Source organism: Halapricum salinum (genome assembly GCF_004799665.1).
In the GTDB taxonomy this organism is placed as follows: Archaea; Halobacteriota; Halobacteria; order Halobacteriales; family Haloarculaceae; genus Halapricum; species Halapricum salinum.
Window position 1 is genome coordinate 1,066,631 of sequence record NZ_CP031310.1, and the last position, 15,148, is coordinate 1,081,778.

A 15,148-nucleotide genomic window follows, 5' to 3' on the forward strand; every position below is an offset into this window, starting at 1 on the left:
ATCTATGATTTTCAGTACGATATCATCGAGACGGGACACACGGAGGGAATCGTGAGACGAACATGGGCGCTGCTGCTCGTCGTGCTAGCTGTGCCGACGCGGATTGTGGGCTATCTGCGCGAGTTACCTGGACGCGTCGCGGCCTACCTGCAGGCGCTGCCGGGACGGCTCCGGGAGGCACTGTTGGACACCTGGCGCGTCCTGGTCGGCAGTGACTCGGGCCCGATAGAGATCGCGTTCAGCCTGTTGTTGCTGGCCTCGATCGCGGGCGTCGTCGGGACGTTCCTGTTCGATCAGTCCCTGGTCGCCTACCCGCTCGTGGGGATGGTCGGCCTCGCCCTGCTCGGCTGGGGAACCTACCAGGCCCGGACCGCGAAGTTGCTGATGCTGTTCGCGACGATCGCGACGGTCCTCACCGTCGGCTTCATCACGTACTTCCTCTTCGAGCGTGCGTGGACCCCGATCCAGGAGTTCGGACTGGAGCTGCTGGCGATCCCACGCCATCAGCAGACCGGCGAACCGCGGTGGTTCTTCTTCCTGGACTGGCTGAACGTGCTCCCGGTCAGCGAGATCGAACTCGGCTCCGGCTGGGACCCGCGAAACGGCTACTACTCGCTGCTCGCTGCGGCGTGGGCGACGATCGTCGTCACGATCATCGCCGTGCTCGTGGCGGGTCCACTGGGCGTCCTCGGCGCGCTGTTCATCGCCGAGATCGCCAGCGCTCGCGTGCGCAGCCTGGTCAAACCGGCGATCGAAATCCTCGCGGGGATCCCTTCGATCGTCTACGGGTTCATCGGCTTCGCCGTGCTGCGGACGTTCACGTCTGATGTCTTCCTCGATCCCGGGGCGAGTTTCCTCATCGCGGGCCTGGTCGTCGGGATCATGGCGCTTCCAACTGTGGTTTCGATCTCCGAAGACGCGCTTTCGGCCGTCCCTGACTCGATGCGTGACGGCTCGGCCGCGATGGGCGCGACGAACTGGCAGACGATGAAGAGCATCTCGATCCCGGCGGCGTTCTCGGGCATCTCGGCGGCGATCATCCTGGGGCTGGGACGTGCCCTGGGTGAGACGATGGCCGTCGCGGCGATCATGGCCGGCGGGACGAACTTCGCCCGGCCGCTGTACGACATCTTCGACCAGAGCGTGACGCTGACCAGCCGGATCGCGACCAGTTACGGGAGCGCGACCGGCATGACCATCGACGTCCTGTTCGTCGCCGGCGTGATGCTCTTTAGCATCGTCGCGGTGATGAGCCTCCTCGCACAGTACGTCGAACGGCGGATGGAACGCAAACTGCAGGGGAACCAATGAGCGACGCATACGCACAGGAGACGGAACTCGTTCGCGAGGACTCGAACTACGTCGACCGAGCGCTGGACACGACGATCGCACTGACGATCGTGAGCTTCCTCCTCGGGCTGGTGACGGCGATCCAGGTCGTCGGCTTAGAGACCAGCGGGGGCGCGCTGACGACGCTGCACCTGCAGTTGCTCGCCGTTGTCGGCGGCGGCGTCGGCACTGTCGGCGCGCTGTCGTGGCTCGGAGTCGTCCCGATCACCGACCAGCGCGTTCGTGGAATCGGGATCGGGCTCGTCGTCTCGCTGCTCGGGCTGACGATACTCTCTGTGGCCCTCCCGGTCACGATGGCGAATCTCCTCGGGATCGTCCTCCTGCTCGAAGCCGGTGCCGTCCTCGCGGCCGGTATCCTCTCTTGGCAGGGTCTCTTCGACACCGATCCCAGTCCCAGTGCCGGCCTGCTGGCCGGCATCGCATTCGGGATCATCGGGTTGCTCATCGGGGCCGCCTTCGGCGGCGCGTTCCTCCCGAGTATCGCGTTCTCGCTCGGCCTGCCGGACGGAGCACAGGTCTCCATCGACTTCGCGCATCTGTTGCCGGCGCTGCTCGTCGGCCTGGTGCTCGCCGCGATCACCATCGCCCCGCCGGAAGACCTCGGGACTGCGATCCCGACCGCGGTGCTGGTCGGTGGCCTTGGCCTCGTCATCCTGACGGGCGCGATCGGTCCCGGCTGGACGTGGTCGCCCGGCGAGGACATCGACGGTGCGTTCACCGGACAGATCGTCATTCCGCTGTTCGTTCTGACCGGTTCGATCGTCTCTAGCTGGGGCGCGGCGAAAGCCCGCGCGGGCTACGGTGCGGTCGGCCGGCAGTTCGGCTCGTATCTGGTGATCTATCTCAACGCGGCGATGATGGTCGCGATCATGATTTCGATCGTCGCGTTCGTCCTGATGAAGGGCCTGAACTACGCCTTCCACGGCTTCACCATCGGCGCGCTGTCGGCGCTGGTCCTGCTGGCTCCGTTGCTGGCAGTGGTCGTCGACTGGGCACGGACGCCAGCGGGGACGCCCGACTGGCACTCCGGCGCTCGACAGGCCGTTCGCGCGATTCCGGTCGTGCTCCTCGGCGGGCTGGCCGGCTGGCTGGCGTTCCTCCAGGTGACCGGCGGTCGCTTCGCGGCTCCGTTCGAGTACACAGTCAAACTCCCGAACGAGAACACGACGAAAGTGCTGGACACGGCCGCGTCGATCACGACCGAACCGACGGTCGGGACGCTCGTGGTCGTCTTCTCCGGGCTGTTGCTGACGTGGTACTTCCTCCGCAAGTACGGCAGCCTCCGCAGCGTGGGGACCCAGACCGAGCGACTGGCCGCCGTCGAGCGCTGGGTCGGGATCACCGTCGGTCTGACGCTGTTGCTGTCGGCGATCCTGCTGGCGCTGCCGCCAGTACTGGAACTCGGCGTCCTGTCCCTCTGGCTGAACGTCGACACGTTCGCGCAGCCGATCGTGAGCGTCCTCGTCCCGGTCGGTGCGGTCGCGGCAGTCGGTCTGGCTGCCCTGGCCGTCCAGACACTGGCGGTCGGCAGTGGTCGGATGGCCGAGCGCGCGATCGAGGGTGCACACCGAATTCGCGTCGGCCTGCTCGGCGGCGTCGGACTGCTGGCGGCCGTCACGATCGCCCAGCCGAGCGTCGGGGTCAATCCGCGAGTGGGTCCGTGGGATATCGTTCCCGCGGTCGCACTCGTCGGGGCGGGCGTCGCGCTGGCCGTCGCGATCACGACGGCAGCGCTGGCCCGCTCGGAGGCGGGCCGACTCGAACGAGTCCTCCGCAAGCAGAGCGCGCTCGGTCTGGCGGCGACGTCGGCCTACGTCGTCGTCGCGGCCCTGCACGTCGCGGTGACGTGGGTCGACTTCACGGTCGCGGGCGTGACCGTCGGCGTCACCGGGACGCTCTCTTGGCCGATGACGATGTCGGCGTACATCCCGCTGGTCCCCGAACCGGGCGGGATCTTGCCCGCCGTCGTCGGAACGACCTGGCTGGTCGTCGGGGCTGCGCTGTTCGCCGTCCCGCTGGGCGTCGGCGCGGCCGTCTTCCTCACGGAGTACGCCGAACAGGGCAAGTTCACCGGGCTGGTCGAGGTCGCGACGAACTCCCTGTGGAGTACCCCGAGCGTCGTCTTCGGGCTGTTCGGGGCCGCGTTCCTCATCCCGCGGCTCGGCGAGCAGGAGTCGCTTTTGACCGGGATGCTCGTGCTCGGATTCATGCTCCTGCCGCTGGTGTTGATCACCAGCCGAGAGGCGATCAAGTCGGTCCCCGACGAGTATCGGGACGCCAGCGCCGCGCTGGGCGTCAGCAAGTGGGAGACCGTCAAGAGCGTCGTTCTGCCGGCGGCAGTGCCGGGCGTGATCACGGGCGTCATCCTCGGCGTCGGCCGGATCGCAGGTGAGACCGCGCCGCTGATCCTCGTGCTGGGATCGACGCTCAACGAGACGTCGGCCGTCGACGTTCTCGGCGCATTCAAGTTCGTCGGGCATCCGCCGTTCGTCGCCAACGACATGCTGTTGAGCAGTTCACCGGCGGTCCCGACCCAGATCTGGGCGATCATCTCCGCCGGCGTCGCCGGCTCGACCTCGATGGGATGGGGCTCGGCACTGGTACTGTTGCTGATCGTGCTCACGTTCTACGCCGTGGGTATCGTCACGCGGACCTACTTCAGGAAGAAACTCAACTATGAGTAACGCACTCAACGAAAGCAAGACGGAATCGAGTAGCGAATCGGCGGGCGTCACAGCAGACGTCTCGACGGGCACGACCACCGCGGGCGAGAGCGACGAGCAGATCCGAGAGGAGTGGTCGAACTACCACTTCGACGGGCCCGCGAAACTCTCCGTCGAGGATCTGAACGTCTACTACGGCACCGACCACGCCCTCAAGGACGTCTCGATGGAGATTCCCGAGAAGAGTGTCACGGCCCTGATCGGCCCCTCCGGTTGCGGGAAGTCGACGTTCCTGCGGTGTCTGAACCGGATGAACGACCGGATCAAGACCGCCCGGGTCGAGGGCTCGGTCGAACTCGACGAGACGGAAATCTACGACGCCAACGCCAACCTCGTCGAACTGCGCAAGCGGATCGGAATGGTGTTTCAGCAGCCCAATCCATTCCCCAAATCGATCCGGGACAACATCTCCTACGGCCCGCGCAAGCACGGCGACATCGACACCGGCCTGCTGGCGCGACTGCTCGGCCGCGACGACACCGAGGAAGAGTCCGAACTGGTCGAGCGTTCGCTCAAACAGGCCGCTCTCTGGGAGGAAGTCTCGGATCGCCTGGACGACAACGCGCTCGGGCTCTCCGGCGGGCAACAACAGCGTCTCTGTATCGCCCGCTGCCTGGCGGTCGATCCCGAAGTCATCCTGATGGACGAGCCGGCGAGCGCACTCGATCCGATCGCGACCTCGAAGATCGAGGATCTGGTCGAAGAGCTGTCGAAGCAGTACACGGTCGTCATCGTCACCCACAACATGCAACAGGCTGCGCGGATCTCTGATCAGACCGCCGTGTTCCTCACGGGCGGGGAACTGGTCGAGTACGACGACACGGACAAGATCTTCGAGAACCCCGAGAGCCAGCGCGTCGAGGACTACATCACCGGGAAGTTCGGGTGATCGCGATGTCCCGTGAATCCTATCAGCAGGAGCTGTCGGCCCTCCGGGAAGGAGTCGTTGCGCTCAGCGAGACCGTCGTCGACCGTCTCGAACTGGCGCTGTCGAGTCTGGCGACGGGCGAGACGGCAGCCGCCAGACGAGTCGTCGATGGCGACGGCGAGATCAACGACCGCTATCTCGAACTGGAGGGCGACTGTATCGACCTGTTCGCCCTCCAGCAACCGGTCGCGAGTGACCTCCGGTTCGTCGCGGCGTCGTTCAAGATCCTGACCGATCTCGAACGGGTCGCGGATCTGGCGACGAATCTCGCCGAATACGCACTCGAAGCGAGTCGTGAGGTCTTCCCCGAGGTCGACGTCCAGGCGCTGGGCGTCTCGGCGATCGAGATGGTCGAGTTGGCCGTCGAGGCCTACACCGAGGCCGACACGGCGGCCTGTTTCGCTATCGACGAGTACGACGACAGCCTCGACCAGCGATGTGCGGAGGCGTCCGACGCGGTCGTCCGCCACCTCATCGAACGCGAGACGGCGATGGCTGACGACGATACGGTCCAGCGCCTGCTGGACGACGCCTCCCGGCTACTGCTCACGATCCGGGATCTCGAACGCGTCGGCGATCACGCCGTCAACGTCGCCGCCCGAACGCTGTACATGGTCGAGAACGACGACGCACTCATCTACTGACATGGATACCCGCAAGATACAGTCCGTCGGCGGGGGACATACACCGTTTCGCTGCCGAAAGACTGGGCGCAGTCGGTCGACATCGCCGCCGGATCGGTCGTCGAACTCCACACGCACATCGACGACCTGCTCGTGATCCAGCCACGGGAGTGTGAGACGGACGCCGTCACGACGATCGAGATTCCGGTGGTCGACGACGACCCGACCCACGTCGAGCGGATGCTCCGGGCCGCCTACGCGACTGGCCTGCGAGAGATCGTCCTGACGGGGGCACTGATCGATAGCCAGCGCCGGACCGTCGAGCGCGTCACACGGACGCTGACCGGCGTGACCGTCGCCAGCGAGAGCCACGACCGGGTGGTCGTCCAGTCGATGCTCGACGCTAGCGAGGTGTCGATCCAGCAGTCGGTCCGGCAGTTGCAGTTCGTCGCCCTCTCGCTCCATCGGGAGGCGACGGCGGCGCTGACCGGCGGGTCCCGAATCGACGACCCTGCCGAACGCGACGATCAGGCCGACCGACTGTACGCGCTGGTGGATCGATACTTCTGGCGCGGGCTCTCGCGACTGGACGAGGTCGACGCGCTCGATCTGACCCGCCCGGAACTGTTCACGCTCTGGTCGACCGCGCGCGAACTCGAACGGGTCGCCGATCACGCCGAGCGGATCACCAGACTCGCCGCGGCAGCGACGGCCGAGGAGGCGACTGCCGCCGAACTGCAGCGACTCGCTGCGGACGCCCGCTCGGTCGTCGAGGACGCCGTCAGCGTCGCATTAGGCGACACGGGGATCGACACCGCCAAAGCGGCGCTGGAGACACGCCAGCGCGTCCGCGAGGACGCTCCCGCGCTCGAACGGCGGCTGTTCGAGGCCAGCGACACCGACTACCGGCTCGCGCGGATCCTCGACAGCCTGACGCGAACGGCCGAACACGGCGGCAACATCGCGGAGTTGGGGCTGCAAAGTGTCATCCGCGAGGACGGGCTGGTCGAGGGTGCCGAACTGAGCACGGCGTGAGCGCGGTACTCGTGGATCGATTCTCGCACGCGTCGCGGCTGTCCGGCCTGACGGCTGTGTCTGGCTGTCGCGCTCGCCGAAAATACCGTCCTCTATCGCCTGCCTATCGTCCCGTCTCGGCCTCTGGATTGTTCTTCCGGCGGTAACTCCCGACCATCTCCCAGAGGGTCGCCTCGATATCGTCGTCGCCGGCCTCCGTTTCTAACTGCCGGTACAGGTCTTTCGACACCGATATTTCAGGCATCACCAGATTCTTCACGGCTAATAATTATAAATCTGTTCGTGGACGTCTCAATGGCGAAATTCGTCCCGGACCAAACTATTATTTTACTGCTGCTCGATTTCGGAATCGAATGGGTGGGAGAGTCGGTCACCGTGGGCGGGCACTGGTCTTCTCGTCGTCTTAGCCCGTCCGGAAGGACAGATCCAGCGTCTGCGCGGAGTGAGTCAGACTGAATTACTACTCCGGACGGCGACGATTCGATCGTCGGTGAGCGCGTACACGTCACCGAATGCGACGGCCGGCGCGCCTCGTAGACGCAGGTCTTCCTGCCAGCGAATCTCGCCGTCGGTCGCGTCGACGATTGCCAGTCCCTCGGGGCCGCCGAGGACGACAGCGTCGTCGGCAACTACCGGTGGATACGCCCAGGCAGGATCGCCAATCAGATCTCGGAGTGGCTCGTCCAGGCTCCACTGGCGAGACCCACTGGACGTGGCGAGTGCGATCAGTCCATCGTCCTCGTGGGGTGCGTACAGCGTCTCCGTGTCGACGCCGACACCGATCCTCGCACCGGAGAGATCAGCTCGCCAGTTCTCAGAGCCGTCGTCGCTGTCGAGTGCGACGACCGTGCCGGGTTCGGAAGACGGATCAGGTCCACCGCGGCTGCCGTCGGTGAGCACGAATACCTGACCCTCGTGTATCGCTGGTGCTTCGTAGATCGGCTCGGTGAATTGCTCTTCCCACTCAACACTCCAGTCGTCGGTGTCGAAGCCGACGACCAATCCGGATCGACTGCCGTCGACACGCAACGCGTGGGCTGCGACATCGTCCCCGACTGCGAGGCCGCCGTCGCTTCCGTTCTCGCGAGTCCGTTCGGTCGAAATGGAGTTCCCCGTCTCGGGATCGATACGTGCGACGGACCCCGAGAGGTACAGTTTCTCGTGATTTCCGGTCAGCCTGTCGCCGTATAAGAGCCCTGTCTCGTCCGTCCAGACCAGTTTCTCCTCTGCTGGGTTGATTCGGTCCCGTCGATACTTACTGTGGATGAAGACCTCACTTCCGGCGACGACAGGTGCCGGTGTCCGGGCGAACGCTGATGATTTGAGGTCGTCGTCAGCGATGTCGGTGAGGCGCCACAGCTGTTCCGGCTCCGTGCGGTGGACGGCCGTCGGCTCGTAGTCGGTATCGACCGCAGTCGCGTAGACGGCGCGGTCTGTGACTGCAATCCCGGGTCGAGATACGTAGTCCAGCGATCGGTGATCTGGGATCGTCAGTGACTCTCCGTATCCCCAGAGTCGTTCGACTTCGTAGGGAGCTTCAAGCCGTGTTTTCGCCTGACCGGTCTGGGCGAGGTCGCCTCGATACATCGGCCACTTTTCGGTGTCGGACGCATCAAGCGGTTCTCCCGGGGTCTCTTTGCCTGAGAGCATCGAACACCCGGAGAGCGTAAGCATCCCGCCTGTTGCGAGAACTTGCCGACGAGTTAGTAGCCTCATATATTATATAGTGAATTTGACTTGATCCATTAGATCAATGAAGTGCGAATCAATATATCGGTTAAAATCCATTCCTTCTAATTCATACCATGTTGCTTTCGAGTGGACCCTGCCAACTGGCTGGTATGATCCAAACCAAGAGCTTTTTTGAACCGTTCTATCAACATCAGCCAACGAACCAGGATTAACGCTAGCTGTGTACTTCTGGGTATGGTTGCTTCCTATTGACACTCTCCATTTGCCAAGATCTTCCCATGGATCACTCTCGTCGTAAGTTTGCACATCGTGCTGAGTGTAGGTGTTGCTGGTAGACACATTGATTCCCGGAGGCCAGGAGATACTAATTCCTGCACTCCAAGTTTCACTCACTTGGCCAGTCACATCCGACCTAGGGTATCGACTTTCATGTTTCATATCTGCATTGTCGTCCCATTCGTGCTCAAGTACCAACTCAGTATTTCTGATTGAGTCATCAACACCATCCAGGGCTCCACCACCCATCTCTGAGAAGGAAACAATTCCGTATGCATCGTTTTCAGTGTCAGATTCGTGATACCTATAACAATCCACCTTGGTGAAGAATTTCCCGTAATCTTCGACTGTATTTGTTTCTATAGTTTCTGTAATCTTGTTCCAGTCGTTAAAGTCACCTGTTGAACTTGTTCCAATACTGTATTCAGATTGTGTTTGTAGTCTATCTGAACCACTATCTCGGGAGCCAATTCGATCAAGGTGTTTATCAGCTTCGTTAAATGTGTCTTCTATTTGTTGTTTGTTAGTCGTTAGCTCCCGTGATCGCCTCCCATTATCCCTTCCCTGACGTGAGGCTGGTATGTCATATCCAATGAATTCTTTGATAATCCCATCATCCACCCCAAGGTTGTAAGCACGAATTGGTTTTTGCTTGGGAAGCGAAAGCGCAATCCCATCGTTGTTCAAATCACTTTCTTCGACAAACTCGTCAAAGTACTTGGCTCTGATAGTCTGTAGGTTTCGCCGTGAAAGCGGTATCGAAGGCGCACGGGACCGGACAAAGGCTTTCCCATTTCGCTTGACGATAGGTGCTTCTTCACTCTTTCCTGGTCTGGCCTCGGCAGCACCGGTCGTGCCTATTGAACTCACAAACAGGCCAAGGCCCGTTGAGCCCAATAATTTGAGTGTCTTTCTACGGTTATAATTGTCTTCAGACATCAAATGGCAATTTAACAAAGAGTGAAAAAATGTTTCTATATGAGTCTAATATATTATGTTCTGGGTGCTCTTCTATTTAATTGCTCTACAGTACTACAGTAGCAAGAATTTGAATTGAAAATCCGATAGCCAATGATGTTCAGCGAAGCCTCACAACCCGCCTGACCGGAAGGACAGATCCAGCGTCTGCGCGGAGTGGGTCAGACTGCCCATCGAGATGACGTCGACGCCCGTCGCCGCGTAATCGGGCACGTCGGCGACGGTGATCCCGCCGGAGGCCTCCGCGAGCACGTCCGCCTCGGCCGCACGGAGTCGCTCGACAGCCCGCTCGGTCTCGTCGGGGGACAGATTGTCCAGCAAGACGATATCTGCGCCGGCCTCGGCGGCCCGAGGCGCGTCCTCAGGGCTCTCGACCTCGACTTCGATCTTGGTCGTGAACGAGGCCCGCTCTCGAAAGTGCTTGATTGCTCCGGTCAGCCCCATCTCGGCGACGTGGTTGTCCTTGACCATCACCATGTGCGAGAGATCCAGCCGGTGGGTGTCGCCGCCCCCCGCCACGACCGCCCGTTTCTCGATGCCGCGCAGACCGGGCGTGGTCTTTCGAGTGCAGGCGATCCGGACCGACTCGTCGACTTCACGAGCGCGCTTGACAGCCTCGCGCGTCTTCGTCGCGACTCCGGAGGCGTGTCCGGTGATATTGACGGCAACGCGCTCGCCCCGGAGCGTTTCCTGTGCAGGGCCGTCGGTCCTGAGAACGACGTCACCGGCGTCGGCTCGGTCGCCGTTCTCGACAGTCGTCTCGACGTCGACGTCGAGATACTCGAAGACGGCCGTCGCGGCGTCGAGGCCGGCGACGACGCCGTCCTCTTTGGCGACGAGTCGACCCTGCGTTTCGCCTGGAACGTGGTTCGTGACGTCGTGATGGCCCAGGTCTTCCTGAAGCCAGCGTTCGATTGTGCTGTCTGGAATCATCGGCGTGTCAGTCCGCGGTCGTCTCAGCGGCCTCGGCGAGGTAGTGCGTGCCGCGGCTTTCGGGGTTCTCGCTGGCGGCGCGAGCGATCAGGAGTGCGGTGATCGAGGCGTGGCGGAGTTCGTACAGCGAGCGCGATGTTCGAGTGCGGACGTAGGCGTCGACCTCGCCCTTCAGGCGGCGGAGGACGCCCTGGGCGCGGTTGAGATCCTCGGGCGTGCGTTCGAGTCCGACGTACTCGTCCATCACGCGGCGGAGGCGGTGGAACTTGTCGCGGGCGAACTTTTCGGGAAGTTCGGGGTCGCGGTTCAGGAGTTCCGGTGCCTCCATCGTCTGGACCTCGCGACCGACCGCGTCCTCACCGGCGCGGAGACCCCAGACGAGGCCTTCGAGCAAACTCGTGCTGGCGAGGCGGTTCGCGCCGTGGACGCCCGTGCGGGCGGTCTCGCCGACGGCGTACAGATCGTCTAGCGAGGCGCGGCCGCGGTCGTCGACGGCGACGCCGCCACACAGGAAGTGCTCGGCAGCCGCGACCGGGATACCGTCCGTGTAGTCGATCCCACCGTCCTCGCACAGCTCGACGAGGTCCGGAAACTCCCTTTCGAAGTCGAGCGGCGAGACGTCGAGCCGGACCTCGCCCGTCTGCTCGCGTTCGGTCTCGACGGCTCTGGCCACGACGTCCCGCGGCGCGAGTTCGGCGTCGTCATGATAGTCAGGCATGAAGCGCTCGCCGTCGCCATTCTTGAGGAGCGCGCCCTCGCCGCGAACCGCTTCGGAGACGAGGAACTGTTCCTCGGCGTCTACGCATACAGTCGGATGGAACTGGACGTACTCCATATCCGCGACGTCCGCACCGGCCAGCGCGGCCATGCCGATCCCGTCGCCGGTCATCCCCACGGGATTCGTGGAGTTGGGGTAGAGTTCGCCGATCCCGCCCGTGGCGAGGATCGTCGCGCCCGCGAAGGTGGGTTCGACCTCGCCGTCGTGTTCGAGCATCGCACCGTAGACGCGACCTTCGTGGCGAACGAGGTCGAGAGCGGCGGTGTCCTCGCGGATCTCGACGCTGTCGTGGGCGTCCAGATAGTTCAGGAACGGGACGTGGATCGCCTTGCCGGTCGAGGCGTCGACGTGCAGGATGCGCTCGTCGCTGTGGGCGGCCTCCTGACCGAAGTCGAGGTCCTGTTTGCTCGCGGGTGAACCCGCGCCGTCAGCCCGGTCGAATTCGACATCGAGCGTCTCCAGCAGGACGTCCCGGACGGCGTCGTTGGCGTTCTCGACGAGGACGTCGACGGCGTCGGGGTCGGCGGTGCCGTCGCTGGCCTCGATGATGTCTGCTTTGAACTGCTCGGGGTCGTCCTTCGAGACGGCGATGCCGCCCTGGGCCCACCACGACGAAGAGCCCTCGGGCTGGGTGGCTTTGGTCGCCATTGTCACGTCGGCACCCTCACGGACAGCCGCGAGCGCGGCCGCACAGCCGGCGATACCCGAGCCGATCACGAGGACGTCGGTAGTGGTCTCGCTCATCATCCCATCAAATCTCCAGCATCCGATCGAGGGCCAGTTTGGCCAGTTCCTTCTCTTCGGGCGCGACCTCGATGACGTTGCGCTCACGGCCTTCGACCAGCTCTTCGAGCACCCACGTGAGGTAGTTGGGGTCGATCTGGCGCATGGCGTTGCAGTCCATGCAGGCCTCACCGCACAGCGGCAGGACGTTCACCTCGGGATGCCAGCGCTGGAGGTGGTTGGTGAGGTGGATCTCGGTGCCGATCGCCCAGGTGTCACCCGGATCGGCGTTCTCGATGGTCTCGGTGATCGTCGCGGTCGAGCCAGCTTTGTCCGCCGCTTCGACGACTTCGCGGCGGCACTCGGGGTGGACGATGACCTTGGCGTCCTCGTGCTCGGCGCGGATCTGCTCGATGTGGTCGACCCGGAAGCGCTCGTGAACCTGACAGTAGCCGTCCCAGAGGATGACGTCGTTCTCGACGGCCTTGGCAGCGTCCTTCGATTCGGGGTCCCAGGGGTCCCACTCCACGGTTTCATCTTCCATCCCCAACCTGTGGGCGGTGTTCTCCCCGAGGTGTTTGTCCGGCAGAAAGAGGACCTTGTCGCCCTTCTCGAAGGCGTACTCGAAGGCCTTGTGGGCGTTCGAGGAGGTACAGACCAGTCCGCCCTGCTCGGCACAGAACGCCTTCAGGTCGGCGTAGCTGTTCATGTAGGTGATCGGGATGATGTCGGCGTCGGTCTCGGCAGTGATCTCGGCCCAGGCGGCGTCGACCTGCAGCGCTTCGGCCATGCCCGCCATCGGGCAGGAGGCCTCCATACTCGGGAGGATCACCGACTGGGAGTCGTCGATGATGATGTCGGCGGACTCGGCCATGAACGTCACCCCGCCGAAGATGACGTACTTCGCGTCAGAGTTGGCGGCTTCCTTGCTCAACTGGTAGGAGTCGCCGATGAAGTCCGAATGATCGACGATCTCCCGGCGCTGGTAGTTGTGCCCCAGGATGACGACATCCTCACCCAGTTCCTCCAGGGCAGCGTCGATCCGGCGGGTTCGCTCGTCCTCGTCGAGGTCCCGGTATTCCGGCGGGAGCTGTTCGAGGTTGTCGTACTTGAACAGACTCAGATCAGTCTCGAACGCCGCCGTTTCCATTGCTGGCATTACAGGTCACCTGTGATATCTCGCCGTACGGACTGGCCGATTGAAAAGATTTTGCCTTCAATATCGAACTCGGCAGAGTATTTTTCACCTCGTGTCGCTATCGAACACGTATATTTTGGCACTCACTCACACGGGAGTTGACACTCAAGATGGCCGTTTCGCGAACGGGTCGAGAAGGGGGCGTCCTACTGCTCGCGGTCGGATTGGCGCTGTTCGATCTCCTCGATGGCGGGGTCTTTGACGCTATCGCCGTCGCGGCCGTAGACAAAGAAGACGGGGAGGAGGAACGCCGCAAGGCCGGTGGCCGACAGCGCGAATGCGATCTCCCACATACCAACTCCTACTGTCGCGAGCGGGTTAGCCGTTTCGAACGACGATCTCGCCGTCGACGACCGTCATCGCCACGTCGATCCTGCCGATCTCGGCGTCCGGAACCTCCCAGGGAGACGCATCGAGCACCACGAAGTCCGCCCGCTTGCCGCCCTCGATCGTGCCCAGCCGGCCCTCGTCGAAGCCCGCGTACGCGCTCCCGAGCGTGTACGCCTGCAGCGCCTCGGTCACCGACAGTCGCTGGCTCGGCTCGGGTGCCGTGACGGCCTGTTCGATCCCGTAGAGCGGGTCCAGGGGCATGCAGTCGCTGCCGAACGCCAGCGTCGCGCCCGCCGCCCGGAGCGCGCCGAACTGATTGGTTCGCTCGCGTCGCTCGACGCCCAGGGCCGTGTCGTAGAGCCCACCTTCGCGCGCCCAGCGGTGGAAGTTCGGCTGTGCCGAGACGACGACCTCGTTCGCCCCGAGCCGTTCGATCAACGCCTCGGTCAGTACTTCTGCGTGCTCGATCCGATGCCGTCGAGGGTCGATTCCGTCGTAGGTATCGAGCGTCGTCTCGATCGCCTCGTCGCCGATGGCGTGGGTCGTCATCTGGAGTCCGGCGGCGTCGACCCGGTCGGCCAACTCGCGGAGCTCGTCGGGGCCGACGACCCACGCCCCAGTGTCGTCGGTGTCGGCGTAGGGCTCCGAGAGTTTCGCCGTCCGGCCGCCGATCGAGCCGTCGGTGTAGGTTTTGATCGCACCCGTTCGGACGCGGTCGCTGCCGTGGTTGGTCCGCAAGCCGGCCTCGCTGACGGCGTCCAGAAAGTCCGACCAGTAGTTGCAGCGCACCCGAAGGTCGAGTTCGCCTGCGAGATCGAGATCGCGGTAGATCCCGGGGACGTGGGGGTTGCGGATCATGTCGTGGACGCCGGTGACGCCGCGTTCGAGCGCGACCGACTGGGCGGCCAGCAGGTACTCCCGAGTCGTCTCGGCGTCGGGCGCGATGGCGTCGGTGATCACGCCGACGGCGTCTTCGACGAGGACACCAGTCGGTTTGCCATTGGTGGTACGGACGTCTTGCTCCGGTAGATCCCCGGCGAAGCGATCGAGGACGACGCTGTTGACCGAGACGACGTGCAGATCTTCCCGGAAGGCCGCGACTGGGCGCTTCTCACTCACGCGATCGAGATCCTCGCGGGTGAGATAGCGCGACTCCTCCCAGGTCGACTCGTCGTAGCCGAACCCGAGCACCCAGTCGTCGGCGCCTTCGGCGTGGGCGGCGAACGCGTCGACTGCCTCCTCGGGTCCAGCCACGTCGGCGAGGTCGGCCTCGACGGTCCGCCGGCCGAGGACATCCATGTGAGTGTGGGCGTCGATGAAGCCAGGGAGCAGCGTCCTGCCGCCGAGGTCGACGACGTCGGTTTCGACGCCCTCCAGGAACTGGACCTCCGACGCCCGGCCGACGCGGACGATCCGGCCGTCCCGGACGGCCACCGCCTCGAAGCACTCGTCGGGATCGGTGAGCGTGTGGCCGTCGGCGTTCGTGAAGATGCGGTCTGCGGCCGCTGTCATGTCCCACTCGCCGTGGCCGAGCGACTTACCCCTTGTGCCGGGCGGGCGGTTGGCGAATGTCGGCCCTAT

13 protein-coding genes are annotated in these 15,148 nt (G+C 63.7%); 5 read left to right on the plus strand and 8 right to left on the minus strand.

Translation table 11 applies throughout. From position 1 onward, the window contains the following. Positions 1-51 precede the first annotated feature (51 nt). The 5 genes from pstC to DV733_RS05315 all read left to right on the plus strand — a co-directional run bounded on the left by pstC (position 52) and on the right by DV733_RS05315 (position 6,659). The gene (pstC, locus tag DV733_RS05295; RefSeq protein ID WP_237560488.1) at positions 52-1,311 is read left to right on the plus strand and encodes a phosphate ABC transporter permease subunit PstC; all 1,260 of its coding nucleotides are present in this window, start codon (positions 52-54) and stop codon (positions 1,309-1,311) included. Then, the gene (gene pstA, locus DV733_RS05300; protein WP_049994146.1) at positions 1,308-4,034 is read left to right on the plus strand and encodes a phosphate ABC transporter permease PstA; all 2,727 of its coding nucleotides are present in this window, start codon (positions 1,308-1,310) and stop codon (positions 4,032-4,034) included. Before pstC ends, pstA begins: the two co-directional genes overlap by 4 nt. Further along, on the plus strand, positions 4,027-4,962 hold the full coding sequence (gene pstB, locus DV733_RS05305) for a phosphate ABC transporter ATP-binding protein PstB (protein ID WP_049994147.1): 936 nt from the start codon (positions 4,027-4,029) through the stop codon (positions 4,960-4,962). Before pstA ends, pstB begins: the two co-directional genes overlap by 8 nt. A 5-nt stretch (positions 4,963-4,967) precedes the next feature. Continuing rightward, positions 4,968-5,645, plus strand: a complete 678-nt coding sequence (gene phoU / locus DV733_RS05310; RefSeq protein ID WP_049994333.1) for a phosphate signaling complex protein PhoU — start codon at positions 4,968-4,970, stop codon at positions 5,643-5,645. Positions 5,646-5,777: 132 nt separating this feature from the next. Then, entirely contained in the window at positions 5,778-6,659 is an 882-nt protein-coding gene (locus tag DV733_RS05315; RefSeq protein WP_218960985.1) for a PhoU domain-containing protein, read from the plus strand. A 103-nt stretch (positions 6,660-6,762) separates the two neighbouring features. On the opposite strand, the gene DV733_RS17255 is transcribed toward DV733_RS05315, so the two are convergent. The 8 genes from DV733_RS17255 to DV733_RS05345 all read right to left on the minus strand — a co-directional run bounded on the left by DV733_RS17255 (position 6,763) and on the right by DV733_RS05345 (position 15,079). Beyond that, positions 6,763-6,903 carry a hypothetical protein gene (locus DV733_RS17255; protein ID WP_170178686.1) on the minus strand — a complete coding sequence of 47 codons (141 nt, stop codon included), beginning with the start codon at positions 6,901-6,903 and terminating at the stop codon, positions 6,763-6,765. Positions 6,904-7,106: 203 nt separating this feature from the next. Then, complete coding sequence (locus DV733_RS05320) at positions 7,107-8,246, minus strand: PQQ-binding-like beta-propeller repeat protein (protein ID WP_049994149.1); 1,140 nt, start codon at positions 8,244-8,246, stop codon at positions 7,107-7,109. 132 nt (positions 8,247-8,378) lie between these two features. After that, positions 8,379-9,566 carry a hypothetical protein gene (locus DV733_RS05325; RefSeq protein ID WP_136342285.1) on the minus strand — a complete coding sequence of 396 codons (1,188 nt, stop codon included), beginning with the start codon at positions 9,564-9,566 and terminating at the stop codon, positions 8,379-8,381. A gap of 150 nt (positions 9,567-9,716) precedes the next feature. After that, positions 9,717-10,538, minus strand: a complete 822-nt coding sequence (nadC, locus tag DV733_RS05330; protein WP_049994150.1) for a carboxylating nicotinate-nucleotide diphosphorylase — start codon at positions 10,536-10,538, stop codon at positions 9,717-9,719. A 7-nt stretch (positions 10,539-10,545) separates the two neighbouring features. Further along, positions 10,546-12,063 (minus strand): L-aspartate oxidase, encoded by a 1,518-nt coding sequence (locus DV733_RS05335; protein ID WP_394346229.1) that lies wholly within the window; start codon positions 12,061-12,063, stop codon positions 10,546-10,548. Between the two features lie 4 nt (positions 12,064-12,067). Further along, positions 12,068-13,198 carry a quinolinate synthase NadA gene (gene nadA / locus DV733_RS05340; RefSeq protein ID WP_049994152.1) on the minus strand — a complete coding sequence of 377 codons (1,131 nt, stop codon included), beginning with the start codon at positions 13,196-13,198 and terminating at the stop codon, positions 12,068-12,070. 185 nt (positions 13,199-13,383) lie between these two features. After that, positions 13,384-13,530: a hypothetical protein gene (locus DV733_RS17060; protein WP_154019528.1), complete on the minus strand. Its 147-nt coding sequence runs from the start codon at positions 13,528-13,530 to the stop codon at positions 13,384-13,386. 25 nt (positions 13,531-13,555) lie between these two features. Beyond that, positions 13,556-15,079, minus strand: coding sequence for an amidohydrolase (locus DV733_RS05345; RefSeq protein WP_049994153.1), 1,524 nt, complete (start codon positions 15,077-15,079; stop codon positions 13,556-13,558). Between the last annotated feature and the right edge of the window lie 69 nt (positions 15,080-15,148).

Bases quoted from the DNA above. Each gene is read 5' to 3' on its own strand.
- DV733_RS05345 (WP_049994153.1), bottom strand. From the start codon at position 15,079: ATGACAGCGGCCGCAGACCGCATCTTCACGAACGCCGACGGCCACACG.
- pstA (WP_049994146.1), top strand. From the start codon at position 1,308: ATGAGCGACGCATACGCACAGGAGACGGAACTCGTTCGCGAGGACTCG.
- DV733_RS17060 (WP_154019528.1), bottom strand. From the start codon at position 13,530: ATGTGGGAGATCGCATTCGCGCTGTCGGCCACCGGCCTTGCGGCGTTC.
- DV733_RS05325 (WP_136342285.1), bottom strand. From the start codon at position 9,566: ATGTCTGAAGACAATTATAACCGTAGAAAGACACTCAAATTATTGGGC.
- nadC (WP_049994150.1), bottom strand. From the start codon at position 10,538: ATGATTCCAGACAGCACAATCGAACGCTGGCTTCAGGAAGACCTGGGC.
- DV733_RS17255 (WP_170178686.1), bottom strand. From the start codon at position 6,903: ATGCCTGAAATATCGGTGTCGAAAGACCTGTACCGGCAGTTAGAAACG.
- nadA (WP_049994152.1), bottom strand. From the start codon at position 13,198: ATGCCAGCAATGGAAACGGCGGCGTTCGAGACTGATCTGAGTCTGTTC.
- pstB (WP_049994147.1), top strand. From the start codon at position 4,027: ATGAGTAACGCACTCAACGAAAGCAAGACGGAATCGAGTAGCGAATCG.
- DV733_RS05320 (WP_049994149.1), bottom strand. From the start codon at position 8,246: ATGTATCGAGGCGACCTCGCCCAGACCGGTCAGGCGAAAACACGGCTT.
- DV733_RS05335 (WP_394346229.1), bottom strand. From the start codon at position 12,063: ATGATGAGCGAGACCACTACCGACGTCCTCGTGATCGGCTCGGGTATC.
- phoU (WP_049994333.1), top strand. From the start codon at position 4,968: ATGTCCCGTGAATCCTATCAGCAGGAGCTGTCGGCCCTCCGGGAAGGA.